General features: G+C 63.1%; 16 protein-coding genes. 12 read left to right on the top strand and 4 right to left on the bottom strand.

The genetic code is table 11. The annotated features are described in order from the left end of the window. Positions 1–105 precede the first annotated feature (105 nt). The 3 genes from BN1124_RS18960 (at position 106) to BN1124_RS18950 (ending at position 4365) form a co-directional block, all read left to right on the top strand. Complete coding sequence (locus tag BN1124_RS18960) at positions 106–1398, top strand: L-cysteine desulfidase family protein (RefSeq protein ID WP_042644497.1); 1293 nt, start codon at positions 106–108, stop codon at positions 1396–1398. Positions 1399–1553: 155 nt separating this feature from the next. Further along, positions 1554–2954: an L-cystine transporter gene (locus tag BN1124_RS18955; RefSeq protein WP_042644495.1), complete on the top strand. Its 1401-nt coding sequence runs from the start codon at positions 1554–1556 to the stop codon at positions 2952–2954. A gap of 82 nt (positions 2955–3036) precedes the next feature. Then, positions 3037–4365 (top strand): CoA-disulfide reductase, encoded by a 1329-nt coding sequence (locus BN1124_RS18950; protein WP_042644493.1) that lies wholly within the window; start codon positions 3037–3039, stop codon positions 4363–4365. Between the two features lie 252 nt (positions 4366–4617). On the opposite strand, the gene BN1124_RS18945 is transcribed toward BN1124_RS18950, so the two are convergent. Then, positions 4618–5373, bottom strand: a complete 756-nt coding sequence (locus BN1124_RS18945) for an outer membrane protein assembly factor BamD (protein WP_042644697.1) — start codon at positions 5371–5373, stop codon at positions 4618–4620. 116 nt (positions 5374–5489) lie between these two features. On the opposite strand from BN1124_RS18945, the gene rluD reads away from it, so the two are divergent. From rluD to BN1124_RS18925, 4 genes are all read left to right on the top strand, one after another. Next, a complete protein-coding gene (gene rluD, locus BN1124_RS18940) occupies positions 5490–6470 on the top strand; it encodes a 23S rRNA pseudouridine(1911/1915/1917) synthase RluD (RefSeq protein WP_033131237.1) in 981 nt (326 codons plus the stop codon). Positions 6471–6566: 96 nt separating this feature from the next. Further along, positions 6567–7304, top strand: a complete 738-nt coding sequence (gene pgeF, locus BN1124_RS18935; protein ID WP_042644490.1) for a peptidoglycan editing factor PgeF — start codon at positions 6567–6569, stop codon at positions 7302–7304. Between the two features lie 164 nt (positions 7305–7468). Then, complete coding sequence (clpB, locus tag BN1124_RS18930) at positions 7469–10045, top strand: ATP-dependent chaperone ClpB (protein WP_042644488.1); 2577 nt, start codon at positions 7469–7471, stop codon at positions 10043–10045. A 59-nt stretch (positions 10046–10104) separates the two neighbouring features. After that, positions 10105–10929, top strand: coding sequence for an MBL fold metallo-hydrolase (locus BN1124_RS18925; protein ID WP_042644486.1), 825 nt, complete (start codon positions 10105–10107; stop codon positions 10927–10929). 162 nt (positions 10930–11091) lie between these two features. On the opposite strand, the gene asnA is transcribed toward BN1124_RS18925, so the two are convergent. Next, positions 11092–12084 (bottom strand): aspartate--ammonia ligase, encoded by a 993-nt coding sequence (asnA, locus tag BN1124_RS18920; RefSeq protein WP_042644484.1) that lies wholly within the window; start codon positions 12082–12084, stop codon positions 11092–11094. Positions 12085–12237: 153 nt separating this feature from the next. On the opposite strand from asnA, the gene asnC reads away from it, so the two are divergent. Continuing rightward, a complete protein-coding gene (asnC, locus tag BN1124_RS18915) occupies positions 12238–12699 on the top strand; it encodes a transcriptional regulator AsnC (RefSeq protein WP_033131242.1) in 462 nt (153 codons plus the stop codon). A gap of 194 nt (positions 12700–12893) precedes the next feature. On the opposite strand, the gene BN1124_RS18910 is transcribed toward asnC, so the two are convergent. After that, the gene (locus tag BN1124_RS18910; protein ID WP_042644482.1) at positions 12894–13658 is read right to left on the bottom strand and encodes a substrate-binding periplasmic protein; all 765 of its coding nucleotides are present in this window, start codon (positions 13656–13658) and stop codon (positions 12894–12896) included. An 82-nt stretch (positions 13659–13740) separates the two neighbouring features. Between BN1124_RS18910 and BN1124_RS18905 the strand changes: the two genes are divergently transcribed. Beyond that, entirely contained in the window at positions 13741–14277 is a 537-nt protein-coding gene (locus tag BN1124_RS18905) for a DUF2301 domain-containing membrane protein (protein WP_042644480.1), read from the top strand. A 74-nt stretch (positions 14278–14351) separates the two neighbouring features. Continuing rightward, positions 14352–15056 carry an SDR family oxidoreductase gene (locus tag BN1124_RS18900; protein WP_042644479.1) on the top strand — a complete coding sequence of 235 codons (705 nt, stop codon included), beginning with the start codon at positions 14352–14354 and terminating at the stop codon, positions 15054–15056. A 74-nt stretch (positions 15057–15130) separates the two neighbouring features. Here BN1124_RS18900 and BN1124_RS18895 read toward each other — a convergent pair whose 3' ends face one another. Beyond that, positions 15131–15679 carry a 2-amino-4-hydroxy-6-hydroxymethyldihydropteridine diphosphokinase gene (locus tag BN1124_RS18895; RefSeq protein ID WP_042644478.1) on the bottom strand — a complete coding sequence of 183 codons (549 nt, stop codon included), beginning with the start codon at positions 15677–15679 and terminating at the stop codon, positions 15131–15133. A 127-nt stretch (positions 15680–15806) separates the two neighbouring features. Here BN1124_RS18895 and cydH point away from each other — a divergent pair, with 127 nt between their 5' ends. Together cydH and BN1124_RS18890 are read left to right on the top strand one after the other, a co-directional pair. Continuing rightward, a complete protein-coding gene (gene cydH / locus BN1124_RS21455) occupies positions 15807–15899 on the top strand; it encodes a cytochrome bd-I oxidase subunit CydH (protein WP_126623226.1) in 93 nt (30 codons plus the stop codon). Positions 15900–16000: 101 nt separating this feature from the next. Then, positions 16001–17401 (top strand): sensor histidine kinase, encoded by a 1401-nt coding sequence (locus BN1124_RS18890; protein WP_042644695.1) that lies wholly within the window; start codon positions 16001–16003, stop codon positions 17399–17401. Positions 17402–17477 lie beyond the last annotated feature (76 nt).

Here is a 17477-nt window from a genome sequence, read left to right as displayed (position 1 = left end):
AGTTACATGAAATGAATGGGGCTCTCCGGCGTCCCAGGTCACCGTCAAATTTGACCCGATACTGGCAGATGTATGCTGCGGCATAGTGAACACGAGAACCCACAGATGAAAGCACAATGGACCGATTTCATAACCCTGCTCAAGCGTGAAGTGGTGCCGGCCCTTGGCTGCACCGAGCCGATGTCGGTCGCTCTGGCTGCGGCCAACTGCCGCAAGCTGCTGGGACAGGATCCGACTCGCATCAGCGTCTGGGTCAGCGGCAACCTGTTCAAGAACGGCATGGGGGTCGGTGTGCCCGGCACCGGCATGATAGGGCTGCCGGTGGCGGCCGCCGTCGGCATCACCGGGGGCAACCCCGAGGGCGGGCTGGAGGTGCTCAAGCACCTCAATCAGGCCCAGGTGGAGGCTGCCAAGGCGCTGTTGCCGCTCATCAAGGTGGATGTGAAGGACGTGCCTGACGTGCTCTACGCCGAGGTGCTGGCGGAGGCGGATGGCCACAGCGCCCGAGTGGTGATCTGCACCGATCACACCCGCATCGTGCTGCTGGAGAAGGATGGCGAGGTGCTGATGGAGCAGGCCAGCGCCCCCGGCGTGCAGATCCAGCCGGCCAAATCCGACAAGCCCGCCATGAGCCTGCGCGAGATAGTGGCTTTCGCCCTGGAGGTGCCGCTGACGGAGATCGCCTTCATTCAGGAGGCGGCCAGCATGAACCAGGCGCTGGCGGATGAAGGGCTGCAGGGCTATGGCCTGCGCATCGGCAAGATCCTGACCGAGCAGGTGGAGCGCAAGCTGCTGTCGGACGACTTGATGACCCTGGCCATGCGGCTCTCCTCCGCAGCGTCCGATGCGCGCATGGACGGCGCCATGCTGCCCGCCATGTCTAACTCCGGCTCCGGCAATCAGGGCATCGCCGCCACCATGCCGGTGGTCGCCGCCGCCCGCTTCCTCAAGGCGAGCGACGAGCAGCTGGTGCGGGCGCTGGTGATGAGCCATCTGGTGGCCATCTACATCAAGATGTACCAGAACAAGCTGTCGGCCCTGTGCGCCGCCAGCACCGCCGCCATGGGTTCCGGTGCCGCCATCACCTGGCTGCTGGGTGGCCAGTTCGAGCAGATCAGCCACTGCATCAACAACATGATTGGCGATGTTTCCGGTATCATCTGCGACGGCGCGGGCAGTGCCTGCTCCATGAAGGTCTCCACCTCCACCTCGGCGGCGGTCAAGTCGTCGCTGATGGCGATCAACAACCTGCACGTGCCCCAGAGCGAGGGCATCGTCTCCGACGACGTGGATCAGACCATTGCCAACCTGGGCCGCCTCTCCAAACGGGGGATGCTGGACACCGATATCGAAATCATCAACATCATGCGGGCCAAGCAACAGGGCAAGGCCGAGTGATGCAAGGGGTGGCGCTGGCCACCCCTGTTTTTTGTCGCTCCGGCTGAACCGGGGGGCAGACCGCCACAGAGCGGCACCTTTCAGGGAAGAGTGTGCATACCCGGCACTCGTCCCATTATCGCGGGCCCGTCCCGGTTTTTTTGGGGAATATCGTCATGACACTTAGCGTTATCGGTAATCTGGCTATCCTGGCCATGTTGTTGCTGTTTCTCTATCGGCTGCAGCAAAAGCACGTCAGCTTCACCCGTCGGGTCTTCTCGGGGCTGGGGCTTGGCATTCTGTTTGGGGCTGCCCTGCAGCTGATCTACGGCGCCGGTGCCGAGGTGCTGGTCAAGACCAACGACTATCTGGACATCGTCGGCAGCGGCTATGTGAAGCTGCTGCAGATGATCATCATCCCGCTGATCATGGTCTCCATCATAGGGGCCATCCTCAAGCTCAATGGCGGTACGGCGCTCGGCAAGATCAGCGCCATGACCATAGGCGTGCTGATCTTCACCACCATGATCGCGGCCGGGGCGGGCATACTGATGTCCAACCTGTTCGGCCTGACCGCCGAGGGGCTCACCGTCGGCGCCGCCGAAATCGCTCGTGGTGCGGATCTGGACCACAGCCTGCATAGCGTCGAGAGCATGTCCTTCGCCAAGATGGTGCTGGAGTTCATCCCGGCCAATCCCTTCCTCGACATGACGGGCGCCCGCAAGACCTCCACCATCGCCGTGGTGATCTTCTCCATCTTTATCGGCCTGTCGGCCACGGGCATCGCCCGCAAGAAGCCGGAGATCTTCGCAAGCTTCGCGAACTTCATGCAGGTCGCCCACGTCATAGTGATGCGGATGGTGACCCTGGTGCTGCGACTCACCCCCTACGGCGTGCTGGCGTTGATGGCCAAGGTGGTGTCGGGCTCCAACTATGCGGACATCCTCAACCTGCTGAACTTCGTGCTGGCCTCTTACGGCGCCATCGCCATCATGTTCGGCGTGCACCTGCTGCTGGTGAGCCTGGTGGGCCTCAACCCCTGGCGCTTCCTGAAGAAGATCATGCCGGTACTGGCCTTTGCCTTCACCTCGCGCACCAGCGCGGGCTCCATCCCGATGAACGTGCAGACCCAGACCAAGGCACTCGGCATCCCTGACGGCATCGCCAACTTTGCCGCCTCCTTCGGTGCCACCATTGGCCAGAACGGCTGCGCCGGCATCTACCCGGCCATGCTGGCGGTGATGATAGCCCCGACCGTGGGGGTCAACCCCCTGGATCCCGGCTTCATCATGACGCTCATTGCCATCATCACCGTCAGCTCCTTCGGGGTGGCCGGTGTGGGCGGTGGCGCCACCTTCGCGGCGCTGATCGTGCTGTCGGCCCTGGACTTCCCGGTGGCGCTGGCGGGGCTGCTCATCTCCATCGAGCCTCTCATCGACATGGGCCGTACCGCCCTCAACGTCTCCGGCTCCATCACCGCCGGCACCGTCACCAGCCGGCTGATGGGCCAGACCGACATGACGGTGTTCAACGGCGATGCCGAGGTCAGTCTGGACGGTGAGGACGCCGTGGTCTGATCCCGCTTGGGGGACCCCATCCTCAGGTCATTGAATAGTAAAGGGGAGGCGCTGCCTCCCCTGTCGTTACAGGAGTCAAACAATGCGTATTGTGATCATCGGTGGCGAAGCCGCCGGCATGAGTGCGGCCGCCAAGGCCCGGCGTCTGGCGAAGGACGCCGACATAGTGGTGTACGAGGCCTCGGAGGTGATCTCCTTCGGCGCCTGCGGCCTGCCCTATTTCGTCGGCGACGACTTTCAGGAGCCGGGCTTCATGGCCGAGTTCAGCGTCGAGCAGTTCGCCGCCAAGGGCATTGAGGTCAAGACCGGCCATCGCGTGACCGCGCTGGATGCCGGGGCCCAGACCCTGGTCGTCGAGCACGGCGGCGATACCTTCAGCGATCGCTACGATCGGCTGATGATCGCCACCGGTGCCCGTGAGGTGATGCCGCCCATCCCCGGCCTGCAGCAGGAAGGGGTGTTCGGCCTGCGCCGCATGGCCGATGGGCTGGCCCTCAAGGCTGCAGTGCAGGACGCCAGCAAGCGAAAGGCGGTGGTCATCGGCTCCGGCTTCATCGGGCTTGAGGTGGTGGAGGCGCTGGTCCATCAGGGCAAGGAGGTGCGTCTCATCGAACTCGCCGAGCGGGTCATCCCGGATGCGTTTGACGAGGAGATTACCCAGCATATCGAGAGCGAGCTGCGGGAGCAGGGCGTCTCGCTGCACCTCGGTGAGCGGGTCGAGGCCCTGCTGGGGGAGGGGCGGGTGAGCGGCGTGCGCACCGACCAGGGCGAGTACGAGGCCGACATAGTGGTGGTCTGCACCGGCGTCAAACCCAACACCGAGTTTCTGGCCGGCACCGGCATAGCGCGGCTGACCAACGGCGCCATCGAGGTGGACCGTCAGGGTCGCAGCTCCTTGCCGAACGTCTGGGCCGCCGGAGATTGTGCCAGCGTCTGGCACAGCGTGAAGCAGCAGCAGGTCTATGTGCCGCTCGCCACCATCGCCAACAAGCTGGGCCGCATGGTGGGAGAGAACCTGGCCGGCGCCGAGCAGGAATTCCCGGGCACCCTGGGCTCGGCGGCGCTCAAGGTGCTGGGGCTGGAGGCGGGTCGCACCGGCCTCAGTGAGCGGGAGGCGCAGGCGCTGGGCATCGACTATCGTACCGTCGTCATCAAGGACAAGTGCCACACCAACTACTGCCCCGGTCAGTCCGACATCCACGTCAAGCTGGTGTATGAGGCGGGCAGCAAGCGTCTGCTCGGCGGCCAGATCCTGGGGCGCAAGGGGGCGGTGCACCGCATCGATGCGCTGGCGGTCGCCATCACCATGGGGGTCACCACGGAGCAGCTCGGCATGCTGGACTTCGCCTACGCGCCGCCTTTCTCCCGCACCTGGGACGTGCTGAACGTGGCGGGTAACGTCGCGAAATAAGGGAATCCAGATAGCGCGCCGTCTCTCTCCACCCGGACTTGGGACGTGCTGAACGTAGTGGACAACGTCGCCAAGTAGCCTGAAAGCCATGACGGCGCAGATCGCTGCGCCGTCTCGTTCCACGCAGGAAGATGAGTCAAAGTTGGCGTGTTGTGCCGCGAAACGGGGCGAACAGATAGGAACTTGACGGGATCTTCCCATAAAAAAACCGGAGCCATTGGCTCCGGTTTTTCATTCAACGAATGCCTGCACTCAGCTGCGGCCGAGGCGATTGTCCGGGTAGTTCTTGGCCAGCACTTCGCGGGCGTGGCGGGCCAGGGTCGGCATCTTCAGGGTATCGTAGGAGTTGACCATGATCTCCAGTGCCTTCTCGGTCTCGGGCGTGTCCGGATAGGTCTCGACCACCAGTTTGGCGCGGTTGGCGGCGGCGATCAGGGCATCGCGCTTGACGTAGTACTCGGCCACGCTCAGATCGTAGCGGGCGAGACGGGTCTTCAAACCGACCATGCGAGCACGGGCATCGGCGGCATAGACGCTGTTGGGATAGTTCTGCAACAGGGTCTTGAAGTCCTGGAAGGCCTGACGAGCGTAGGAAGGGTCCTTGTCGTCCCGGTTGATCCCCAGGAAGTCCTGGAAGAAGTTGTAATCTGCCGCCATGTTGGTCAGGCCACGCATGTAGAACACATAATCGATGTTCTTGTGGGCCGGATTGAGGCGAATGAACCGGTCGATATTGGCGATGGCCTGAGCGGTGTCATCCTGCTTGTAGTAGGCGTAGATCAGATCGAGTTGAACCTGACTCGAGTAGGCACCGAAGGGGTAACGCGAGTCCAGCGCTTCCAGCAATTCGATGGCGTTCAGGTAGTTACCAGTATCCAGTTTGAGACGGGCTTGTTGGTACAGAACTTCCGGCGGTTCGTCGGGAACCTTGGGTTTGGTGCTGGAACAACCAGTGATCAGGGTAGCGATCAAGGCGAGCGACATCAGCAGGTGAGACTTCTTTCCCATCAACAACATCCGGTCCATTTCCACGAAATTGGCAAAGTATCCGTTATGCTTGGCTAAAAGAAAAGCTAGAATACCCGGATTATTTCGAATTGATACCCCCGCTCAAGAGACCATACATGAGCCAGCATATTGAACTGACAGGCGAATTTCAGGATCACCAATTCGGGCAACGGCTCGACCAGGCCCTGGCCGAATTGTTTCCAGACTACTCCAGAACCCGCATCAAGGAGTGGATTTTACAGGACAGAGTGACCCTGGACGGTCAGGTTGCCAATACCCCGCGCGAAAAAGTGCTGGCTGGACAACAGGTACATGTCGATGTCGAGTTGGAAGATGACACCCGCTGGGATGCCCAGAACATCGAACTCAACATCGTCTATGAAGATGAACACATTCTGGTGATCGACAAGCCGGCCGGTCTGGTGGTCCACCCAGGCGCCGGCACGCCGGACGGCACTATCCTCAACGCGCTGCTGCACCGCTACCCCGGCATTGCCGAGGTGCCCCGTGCCGGCATAGTGCACCGTCTGGATAAGGACACCACGGGTTTGATGGTGGTGGCCAAGACGGTACCGGCCCAGACCCATCTGGTGGAGGCGCTGCAGGCGCGCCAGATCACCCGTGAGTACGAGGCCATCGCCATCGGTCACATGACCGCCGGCGGTACGGTTGATGCCCCCATCGGTCGTCATCCGACCCAGCGTACCCACATGGCTGTGGTGCCGAACGGTCGTCCGTCCGTGACCCACTATCGGGTGCACGAGAAGTTCCGTGGCCACACCCGGTTGCGGTTGCGCCTCGAAACCGGTCGTACCCACCAGATCCGGGTACACATGTCCCACATCAAGCACCCGCTGGTAGGGGATCCCGCCTACGGTGGTCGTCTGCGCCTGCTGCGCAACGCGACCCCGGAGCTGACCCAGGCCCTGCGCGAATTCAATCGCCAGGCGCTGCACGCGACCATGCTGAAACTGGCTCACCCCATCACGGGGGAAGTCATGGAGTGGCACTCGTCCACCCCGCAGGACATGCTGGATCTGATGGAAGTGCTGCGCGCGGATACCCTCGCCAACCCGGACGATCTGGTCTGGGGTTGATGAGGTTTGCCCTGGCAACGCCCAGATAGCATGCCAAACGGGGCGCCCTCTGATGAGGCGCCCCGTTTTTTTATCAGTGATATGAAGGAGTCGCAGATGAACTGGATCGAACCCGACTGGCCCGCACCGGCCTCTGTACGGGCGCTGTCGACCACCCGGGACGAGGGCGTCAGCGAGGGTGTCTTTCGTGGTCTGAACCTCGGCGCCCACGTGGGCGACGATGCGGTGAAAGTCGAGGCGAACCGCACCCTGTTGCAACAGGTTGCCGAGATCCCGGGTCGGCTCAACTGGCTCAATCAGGTGCACGGTACCGCGGTCCATCCGGTCAGCAATCAATACGAAAGTGCGCCGGAGGCGGATGCCGCCTGTGCTCACGAGGCCGGGCTGGCCTGCATCGTCATGACAGCCGACTGCTTGCCGGTGCTGTTCTGTGACAGAGCCGGTACCCGGGTGGCCGCCGCCCACGCTGGCTGGCGCGGGCTGCAGGCCGGGGTGCTGGAGGCCAGCCTCGCCGCCATGGGGGGCGATCCCGCCGACATCCTCGCCTGGCTCGGGCCGGCCATAGGCCCCGAGGCGTTCGAAGTCGGGGGCGAGGTGCGCGAGGCCTTTATGGCCGAACAGGCCGAGGCCGCTGCCGCCTTCAAACCTTCCCCCAACGAGGGCAAGTGGCTGGCGGATATCTACCGGCTGGCCCGGCTGCGCCTCGCCCGCGCCGGGGTGAGCGCCGTCTATGGGGGCGAGTACTGCACCCACGGCGATGGCGAGCGCTTTTACTCCTATCGTCGCGACGGTCAGACCGGCCGCATGGCCTCCCTCATCTGGCTCGCCGAGTGAATGACAGCGCCCCCGCTCTGGCGGGGGCGCTGTGCCTCTGGCTCCGCTATTGAGGAAAAAATAAACAGCCCTTCCCCTTGAAATTCGGGCCCCAGACCTCATCTTCCTTGTCAGAAAGTTCTGTTGTTGCCGCTGCGGCGGCCTCGTTTCAAAGGGGGAGTGCGATGCGTTTAGATCGCCTGACCAGCAAGTTCCAGGTCGCAATTTCCGATGCCCAGTCGTTGGCACTGGGTCGTGATCACCAGTTTATCGAACCCGTCCACCTGATGACCGCCCTGCTCAATCAGGACGGCGGCTCCATTCGTCCGTTGCTGACCCTGTGCGGGATGGACATCAATGCCCTGCGCTCGCGCCTCGGCGAAGAGCTCGATCGCTTGCCCAAGGTGAGCGGCGTGGAGGGGGATGTACAGCTCTCCAACGGCCTCGGCCGGCTGCTCAACGTCTGCGACAAGCTGGCCCAGCAGCGCAAGGATCAGTTCATCTCGTCCGAGCTGTTCGTGCTGGCGGCCCTCGATGAGAAGGGCACGCTCGGCGAGTTGCTGCGCCGCCATGGCCTGACCAAGGAGAAACTCGACGCCGCCATCGACAAGGTGCGCGGCGGCAAGAAGGTGGATGACGCCAACGCCGAGGAGAACCGCCAGGCGCTGGAGAAATACACCATAGATCTCACCGAGCGGGCCGAACTCGGCAAGCTCGACCCCGTCATCGGGCGGGATGAAGAGATCCGCCGCACCATCCAGGTGCTGCAACGCCGTACCAAGAACAACCCGGTGCTGATCGGTGCCCCCGGCGTGGGCAAGACCGCCATCGTCGAGGGGCTGGCCCAGCGCATCATCAACGGTGAGGTGCCGGAAGGGCTCAAGAACAAGCGGGTGCTGTCCCTCGACATGGGGGCCCTGGTGGCCGGAGCCAAGTATCGCGGCGAATTCGAGGAGCGGCTCAAAGCCGTGCTCAGCGATCTCGCCAAGGAGGAGGGCAATGTCATCCTCTTCGTCGACGAGCTGCACACCATGGTCGGCGCCGGCAAGGGCGAGGGGGCCATGGACGCGGGCAACATGCTCAAACCGGCCCTGGCGCGCGGTGAGCTGCACTGCGTCGGTGCCACCACGCTCGATGAGTATCGCCAGTACGTAGAAAAAGATGCCGCGCTCGAGCGCCGCTTCCAGAAGGTGCTGGTGGAGGAGCCCTCGGTGGAGGACACCATCGCCATACTGCGCGGCCTGAAAGAGCGCTATGAGCTGCACCACCATGTGCAGATCACGGACCCGGCCATAGTGGCGGCGGCTCAGCTGTCCCACCGCTACATTGCGGATCGCCAGCTGCCTGACAAGGCCATCGACCTCATCGACGAGGCGGCGGCCAGCATCCGGCTGCAGATAGACTCCAAGCCGGAGTCCCTGGACCGGCTCGAGCGCCGCATCATCCAGCTCAAGCTGGAGCAGCAGGCGCTGATGAAGGAAGACGACGATGCCAGCCGCAAGCGGCTCGATCTGCTCAATCAGGAGCTGACCGAGAAGGAGCGGGAATACAACGAGCTGGAAGAGGTGTGGAAGGCCGAGAAGGCCGCCCTTGCCGGTACCCAGCACATCAAGGCGGCGTTGGAGCAGGCCCGTCAGGATCTGGAGGTGGCACGCCGCGCCGGTGACCTGGCCCGCATGTCCGAGCTGCAGTACGGCCGCATCCCCGAGCTGGAGAAACAGCTGGATCTCGCCACTCAGGCGGAGATGCAGGAGACCAGCCTGCTGCGCAACCGCGTCACCGATGTGGAGATCGCGGATGTGCTGGCGCGCTGGACCGGGATCCCGGTGGCGCGGATGCTGGAAGGGGAGCGCGACAAGCTGCTGCGGATGGAAGATCAGCTGCACAGCCGGGTGATCGGCCAGGAAGAGGCGGTGAACGCCGTTTCCAATGCCATTCGTCGCTCCCGGGCCGGGCTGTCCGATCCGAACCGGCCCATCGGCTCCTTCCTGTTCCTCGGCCCGACCGGGGTGGGCAAGACTGAGCTGTGTAAGGCACTGGCCGAGTTCCTGTTCGATACCCAGGACGCCATGGTGCGCATCGACATGTCCGAGTTCATGGAGAAGCACAGCGTGGCCCGTCTGGTGGGGGCGCCTCCCGGCTACGTGGGCTACGAGGAGGGGGGTTATCTGACCGAAGCGGTACGCCGTCGCCCCTACTCGGTGATCCTGCTGGACGAGGTGGAGAAGGCGCACCCGGATGTGTTCAACATCCTGTTGCAGGTGCTGGACGACGGTCGCCTGACCGATGGTCAGGGCCGCACCGTGGACTTCCGCAACACCGTGGTCATCATGACCTCCAACCTCGGCTCGGATCTCATTCAGGAGCACTATGCCGAGAAGGACTATGAGGAGATGAAGTCCCTGCTGATGGAGTTGCTGACCCGCAGCTTCCGTCCGGAGTTCATCAACCGGATCGACGAGACTGTGGTGTTCCACCCCCTCGGCGAGGATCACATCAAGTCCATCGCCCGCATCCAGCTCAAGAGCCTGATGGGCCGTCTGGAGTCCCAGGGCTTCGAGGTGGAGGTGAGCGAGGAGCTGCTGACCAAGCTGGTGCATGCCGGCTTCGATCCCGTCTACGGGGCGCGTCCCCTCAAGCGGGCGATCCAGCAGAAGGTGGAGAACCCCCTGGCCCAGGCCCTGCTCAGCGGTCGGGTCATCCCCGGCAAGAAACTGTTGCTGGGGGCCGACAGCAGTGGGCTCACCATGAGCCAGCCGTGATGGTGTCATCGATAAAAAACGCAGGCCTCGTGCCTGCGTTTTTCTTTTAGGGAGGCGAGATGCTCAAGTTCTCTGTGCTGGTGGACGACGAGGTCCATCGTCCAGGTTGTGTTCCGGAAAGAGGTTTGGCCTTGCTGTTGGAATGCGACGGCCTCAGGGTGTTGTTCGATAGCGGCAGAGGGCAGGCCCTGGGCCCCAATGCCGCGGCGATGGGGGTGGATCTCGCTTCCCTCTCCCACCTGGTGCTGTCCCACGGTCATTACGATCACGTGGGCGGCGTCGGCGCTCTGCCCGTCTTTCCCAGCCCCATTCCCCTGATCGCCTGCCCGGATGTATTTCATGAGCGGGGTTACTTCCTGCCCTGGCCGTTTCGGCGCCACAACCTTTACCGCCTCTCGGGGGAGCTTGAGCCCGCCCGGCTGCGCTCCAGAGGGCTGATCCCCCGCTGCTCGGCCGAGCCGGTCTGGCTGTCCGAGCACCTGGTGTTTCTGGGCTCCATCCTGAGGCGGGATAAGGCCAAACCCTCCCTGCTCGGCTACATAGTGCGCGGCGGGCGAGTGGAGAAGGATCTCATCAGCGATGATTCCGCCATTGCCTACAAGGGTGAGCAAGGGCTCATCATCTTTATCGGCTGCGGCCATGCGGGGGTCGAGAACATAGTGCAGCGGGCCAGAGAGGTCTGCGGCGAGGAGCGGGTGCACGCCATCATCGGCGGCTTGCACCTGAAATTCTCCGGCCCGCAGCGGGCGAGGGCACTGGGCCTGTATCTGGCGCGGGAAGGGGTGGACAAGCTGTTCGCTTGCCACTGCACCGGCAAGCGCAAATCGGGGTTGCCGGGGCAGACCCGGATCGGGGCGGGCTTCGAATACCGCTTTTTGCCCTAAAAAAAGCGGCAATCCGAGGATTGCCGAGAGGAATGTAGTGAAGCGACCTGAGGTGGGTTGAGCGGGTCGCAGGGCAAGCCCCGGTGTCGAAGAGGGCCAGCGGCCACCCTCCTTACAGCATGTCCGGGATGCGCTCTCTCATCCCGAACCGCCACAATTCGCTTACAGCATGCCCGGGATGCTGGCCTTCATTTCCGCCGGCCAGACGCCGACCTGCACCTGACCAATGTGCTCCTTTTGTAGCAGCAACATGGCGAGGCGGGATTGGCCGATGCCGCCGCCTATGGTCTGCGGCATTTCGCCCGCCAGCAGGGCCTGGTGCCAGTCGTACTGCAGGCGATCCTCGTCGCCGGTGGTGGCGAGCTGGCGACGCAGGGCCTCGGCGTCTACCCGGATCCCCATGGAGGAGATCTCGAAGCAATCCTGCAGCACCGGGTTCCACACCAGGATGTCGCCGTTCAAACCGGCCAGCCCCAGTTCGCTCTGGCTGCTCCAGTCGTCATAGTCCGGGGCACGCACGTCGTGGCGCTCACCGTGGGACAGATCGCCGCCGATGCCGATGAGGAACACGGCCCCCAGCTCCTTGGCGATGGCGCGCTCGCGGCCCTTGGCGTCGAGATCCGGGTAACGGGTCAGCAGTTCTTCGCTGTGCAGGAACTGGATCTCCGCCGGCAGGAAGGGGGTCATCTCGTGCTCGGCGCAGACCGCGCGCTCGGTGGCCTTGATGGCGGTCCAGATGCCGCGCACCGTGTCTTGCAGGTAGGCCAGATCCCGGCGCTCGCTCGGCATCACCTTCTCCCAGTCCCACTGATCCACGTAGACGGAGTGGATGGGGGTCAGGCGGTCTTCGTCCGGACGCAGCGCCTTCATGTGGGTATAGATGCCCTCACCGGGCCCGAAGCCGAAGCGGCCCAGGGTCTGGCGCTTCCACTTGGCCAGGGAATGCACCACCTCGTAGCTGTGCTCCGGCAATGTCTTCACCTTGACCTGCACCGCATGCTCGCAGCCGGAGAGGTTGTCCTGGGTGCCGTCACCGACCCGGCTCAGGATGGGGGCTTGCACCTCCATCAGGCCGAGCTGCAAGGCGAGTTGGCGGGAGAACATCTCTTTGACGAAGCTGATCTGCTGTTGGCTGCGAATGTAGTGCTGTTTCATGGTGATTACCTGTCTAAAACCCGTTGGATATGGCGATTCTTCAACAGATGGTGCACTAAATTCAATATTCGATAATAGAAATAGGCTTTACGTGTTTTTTTCTTCAAAATAACCGCTGAGTTACTGAGATATCGTTAACGGGAGTACAAAAAAGTGCCGGAAAATTATCGGATCGATAATCTCGATCAGGCCATCCTCACCGCCCTGATGGAGAATGCGCGGATCCCTTACGCCGAGCTCGCCAAGCAACTGACCGTCAGCCCAGGCACCATTCACGTGCGGGTGGAGAAGATGAAGCAGGCGGGGATCATCGAGGGTACCCGGGTGCAGGTGAACGCCAAGAAGCTGGGCTATGACGTCTGCTGCTTTATCGGCATCAACCTCAAGAGCGCCAAGGATTACCCCTCGGCCCTGGCCAAGTTGCAGGCCCTGGACGAGGTGGTGGAGGCCTACTACACCACGGGTCACTACAGCATCTTCATGAAGGTGATGACCCGCTCCATCGACGAGCTGCAGACCGTGTTGATCCACAAGATCCAGACCATAGACGAGATCCAGTCCACCGAGACGCTGATCTCGCTGCAGAACCCGATATTGAGGGATGTAAAGCCCTGATATGGGCAGGTGCGGGGCCATGGAACGAGAGCCATTTCTATGCGAGACCCTGGTGAAAGAACCCCGTCGAGGCAGATAAATACGCTATTTTTGTTACGTTTTACGGAGTTAACATGATGAAAATGCATTTCATTTCAGTGGCTCCCTCTGCCTGCGGGGGCTAAAGACGGGATCTCGGGAGGGGAAGGCCGGGGTCAGGGGGCGACATAGGGGATGCCGTACTTGTCGTAGAGCGCCTTGAGGCGACCGTCCTGCTTCATGCGCAGCAGCTCGGCGTCGTAGGCCGCCATCAGCGTCGGGGTGTCGGCATCGGCCCGAGCCTTGGTCCAGACGCTGTAGTAGAGGCCGGTCTTGAGCGGCTTGGGCAGGTAGTCGAGCCGGCCTTCCAGCCCCTCCTGCTTGATCTGGGCGAAGGCGGTGACCAACGGCATGGGGACGGTATCGATGCGGCCGGCGATCAGCTTGCGCAGTTGCAGCGCATTGATGGGGATCTCCTGAAACTGATAACCGGGATCCCTCATGGCCGCCGTCAGCTCGGGGGTGTAGGAGAAATCCCGGGTGATGCCGATGCGCCAGGGCTTGAGATCGGCCAACTGCTCGTAGTGGATCTTGCCCGCGTCCCCCTTGCGCACGAAGAAGTGCCAGCTGTGGCGCAGATGGGACTGCTTCGGATAGAGCAGATAGGCCTCTCGCTCCGGCTTGTAGGAGTGGGTCATCACCAGATCGTAAACACCGGTCTCGGCCCCGCGGGTGAGGCGGGCGCCGGAATCGATCAGCTCTATCCTGATGGGCACCCTGAGGGTGCCGAAGATGGCGGTGACCAAGTCCACATCCAGACCACGGGGCTGACCGCCCTCATCCAGCCATTTCAGGGGCGGCTCCAGGGTGCCGCCGATGATCAGCTCCTTGGCCGACAGCCAGCAAGGCAGTAGCAGACAGAGCAGAAGCAAGCGTCGCAAATCACATCTCCTGTGCGCACGGGGCAGGCTCACGATCATTTCGGTATAGTGACCGGCAGACATCTCACAGAGGCGACCCCGAATGGCGAATCCTGAAATTGAAAGCGAACTGGACGGCATCGACAGGCTCTCGGTCTGTCTCTATCGTCTCGGCCTGAGTCTGGCAGCTTTGCTGCTGTTGTGTCGAGGGGTTAGCTTGTTGATTGGGCAGGATCTTTTGCCGACAAGGCTGTGGTTGATGGCGCTGGTGGTGGGGAGCGGCCTGTGCGGATTCTGCCTGCACATCTATGACAAACGGATCCGCTTTATCCTGCAGGGGCTGGGGTGGGGCGGCCTGCTGCTGGCCGCTTGTGGCGCGCCGGATGCCCTGCTGCTGGGGGCGGCCCTGGCCACCCTGTCCGGCCTGGCGTTCAAGGAGCAATTCTGTTTCGCCATCCCGGGCATCCGGCTGTTGCCGCTGCTGCTGCCCTTGCTGTGGCTGCTGGAAGGGCTCAGGTTGGATTGGGCCAGCGCCCTGGTGGCCCTGGTGAGCGGCCTGCTGCTCTGCCTGCTGTGCCTGGCGAAGTGGCGCATGCCGCTGCATTTTGATATCGGTGACCGCGGGCGTTATCAGCTCTAGGTGGCCCGCCCCGGTTCACCCGGGCGGCATGGCGCAGTGACAGGGCCCGAGTGGCCAAACGACAAGGAGAGGGTATGCGTGCATTGGTGACGGGGTGTGGCCGTCGACTGGGTTTTTATCTGTGCGAGCAGCTGGTGGCCGCGGGTTGGCAGGTGACGGGCAGCTATCGCAGCGAGCGCCCCGAGCTGGCGCAGTTGCGGGCCCTGGGGGTGGAGCTGGTACAGGCGGATTTTGCGAAAGAGGAGGAGGTCGAGGGGCTGATCGCGGCCCTGGCCGCCCACGAGGATCTGGCGCTGGTCATCCACAACGCCTCGGCATTTGAGCCGCAGGCGGCGGAGCCGGCGGCCCAGCTCGCCCAGTTCGAGCAGTTCTACCGGGTGCATATGGCGGCGCCCTTCCAGCTCAATCGCGCGCTGGCACCCCGACTGGCACGCCAGGGCAACGCCGGCATCATCCACATCACCGACATCTACATCCACGCCCCGGCGCCCCAGTTCGCCGCCTATGTGGCCACCAAGGCGGGGGCCCATTCGCTGGCCATGAGCTTCGCCCGCGAGCTGGCCCCCGCGGTGCGGGTCAACACCATAGAGCCCGGCCCCATACTGTTCCTCGACGAGCACGGGGAGGCGTGGCGCCAGCAGGTGCTGGCCCGGACGCCGCTGGCGAAGGAGGGGGGACTGGCGCCCATCTGGCAGGCGGTGCAGCTGCTGATGACGAACGACTACATGACGGGGGCCAGCATCAGGGTCGATGGTGGCCGGGCCCTCGCCGTCATCTAGGCCCTAGGCTGCCGATGACGACGAGGGAAAAGTGTATCGGGTGGAGGCTGGCCGGGGCCTCGTTGTCATCCCGGTTACTGATGGCGGGGAGGGGCAGGGCGGGGATCCGTCGTGAGGGGGAGACTGCCCAGACCCTGGCGGTCATCGGCATGGGACCAGAGCTCGACGCTCTCGTGACCAAAGATCTGCTCGGCAAACACCTTGCTGGTCGGCAGGCGCAGCGCCACCTTGTGGGCCTGCACCGAGCGCCGTTCATACAGCTCGGCCAGCAGCTCGCCGAGATAGGCGTCCACCTCGGCCGCGGCGAAGCTGTCGAGGGGGGCGCTGGCCAGGATGTCGATGTCGAGCGGCCTGTCCGTCACCTTGCACAGCGGGTTGCTGCGATCCCGGCCGTGGGTCAGCTCCATGGTGACGAACTCGGCCTTCAGCTGGGACGCCGAGAGTTCGCTCTCGACGACGAGCAGGCAGTTGAGGAAGTCATGGGACGAGCGCATGCCCACCGGCTTGGTCTGGATCACCGAGCTCAGCCGCAGGTGGCCGAAGCGCGCCAGCAATTCTCCCACGGCCTGGCTGACGTGCTGGACGGGGTCAAGATTCGATCCAATGCTACACAGGTAGAACATGCTTTCCCTTTCTAGAGTTGGGCTCGTCTGAAATATATACGCAGCTCACGGTTATCGGATTTACTATGAATTAACATAGTTTTATCTACTGTGATCCAACTCTGATTGGTAAAAAAAGGAGGTTCGTATGAGTGTGGAGCTGAAATGGGCGCTGTTGACCGCCTCCGGGGCCCTCGCCGTGATACTGATCATCTGTGTGGCATCCGTCGGTCTGGCGTGACGCCTGTTCCCGAATGCAACCAAACCGGCCTCTTGGCCGGTTTTGCTTTTTGGGGGAGTGCGGATATGCTGGCCCCCCAAGATGAAGAGAGACTGTTCGAGATGACCAAGGTTCGGCCGCGTTCCCTGCTCCAGGTGGTATTGATGGGCTTCGTGTTGGTCCTGATGCCCCTGGGAGGCATGATCTGGCACGACAGTCAGGCCCTCTCCCACCTGAGCCAGCTCACCAGCGACGAGGTGGAGCGCGCGGTCCGGGATACCCGCCGGGCGACCCTGCTCACCACCCAGGCCATCGATCTGGAACGCACCCTGCGCCGCTATGCGGTGCTGGGGGACGAGCGCATCCTCGACACCTATCGGCAGCAGCTGGCGCGCTATCGCGAGCTGCTCGAGGTCCATCGGCAATCCATTCCGGATGCCGCCGTCTATGGGGATCTCGACACCGCCCTGAGCTGGCTAGACGGCTTGCAGGATCTGGCCAGGGCCAAGACCGAGGCGACCAGCCCCCAATTCGATCGGTTCAACGAGTCAAACCAGCAGCTGGAGGTGATCACCCGCAGCCAGGTGGATGAGCACGTGGTGCGTATGCGGGCGGCCATCGCCGAGCTGAGAACGGAGATCTGGTGGATCAGCAGCTTCGTGGCGGTGCTCAGCCTGCTGCTGATCCTGCTGTTTACCTACCTCATCATCCACCCCGTGCGTCAGATTGAGTCGCGGATCCTGAGCCTGGGGGCCGGCATAGAGCCGGACAAGCGACCGGTGGATGGCCCCGCCGAGCTGGTGTTGCTGGGGGAGCGGATCGGCTGGCTGCACGACAAGCTCAAGGAGCTGGAGCAGCAGAAGTATCAGTTCCTGCGTCATGTCTCCCACGAGCTGAAGACGCCGCTGGCGGTGCTGAGGGAGGGAGCGGATCTGTTGTCCGAGCAGTTGATGGGGCCCCTCAACGGGGATCAGCAGGAGATCTGCCAGATGCTGGAGGAGAACAGCCGTCGGCTGCAGACCCTGATCGAGCGGCTGCTCGATTTCAACCGCCTCAGCCAGCAGGAGGCCTTCAGCCTGACGCCGGTGCCGCTGACCCCCTTGCTGCTTGAACTGTCGGCAGAATACCGGTTGGCGCTGGAATCCAAACAAATCAGTGTACACTTGCCGCCCGAGCCCATCGTTCTGCAGGCCGAGCCCTATCGTCTGCGCCTCATACTCGACAACCTGTTTTCCAACGCGGTCAGCTACGGCGCCAAGGGCGGTCGAGTCTGGATCCGTGCCGGCCAGGATGCCAATGGCAGCTGGCTGGAGGTGGCCAACGAGGGCCCCAGCATCCCGCTGGCCGAGCGGGAACGGATCTTCGAGCCGTTCGAGCAGGGCAGCACGGTGCGCCATGGCCTGTTGAAAGGCTCCGGGATGGGCCTCTCCATCGCCCGCGAATCGGCCATGAGCCTGGGGGGAGAGCTGACGCTGATCGAGGATGAGCAGGCGGATGTCTGCTTCCGGCTGACGCTGAAATGAGGCCTTGGATGAGATGGCCCAGAGCCTGGGCAATGACACTGATTAAAGATGAGCAGGCGGATGCCTGTTCCCGGTT

Source organism: Aeromonas eucrenophila, assembly GCF_000819865.1.
In the GTDB taxonomy this organism is placed as follows: Bacteria; Pseudomonadota; Gammaproteobacteria; order Enterobacterales; family Aeromonadaceae; genus Aeromonas; species Aeromonas eucrenophila.
Note: the sequence above shows the minus strand (reverse complement) of the source record. Positions and strands in the feature narration are given on the sequence as shown.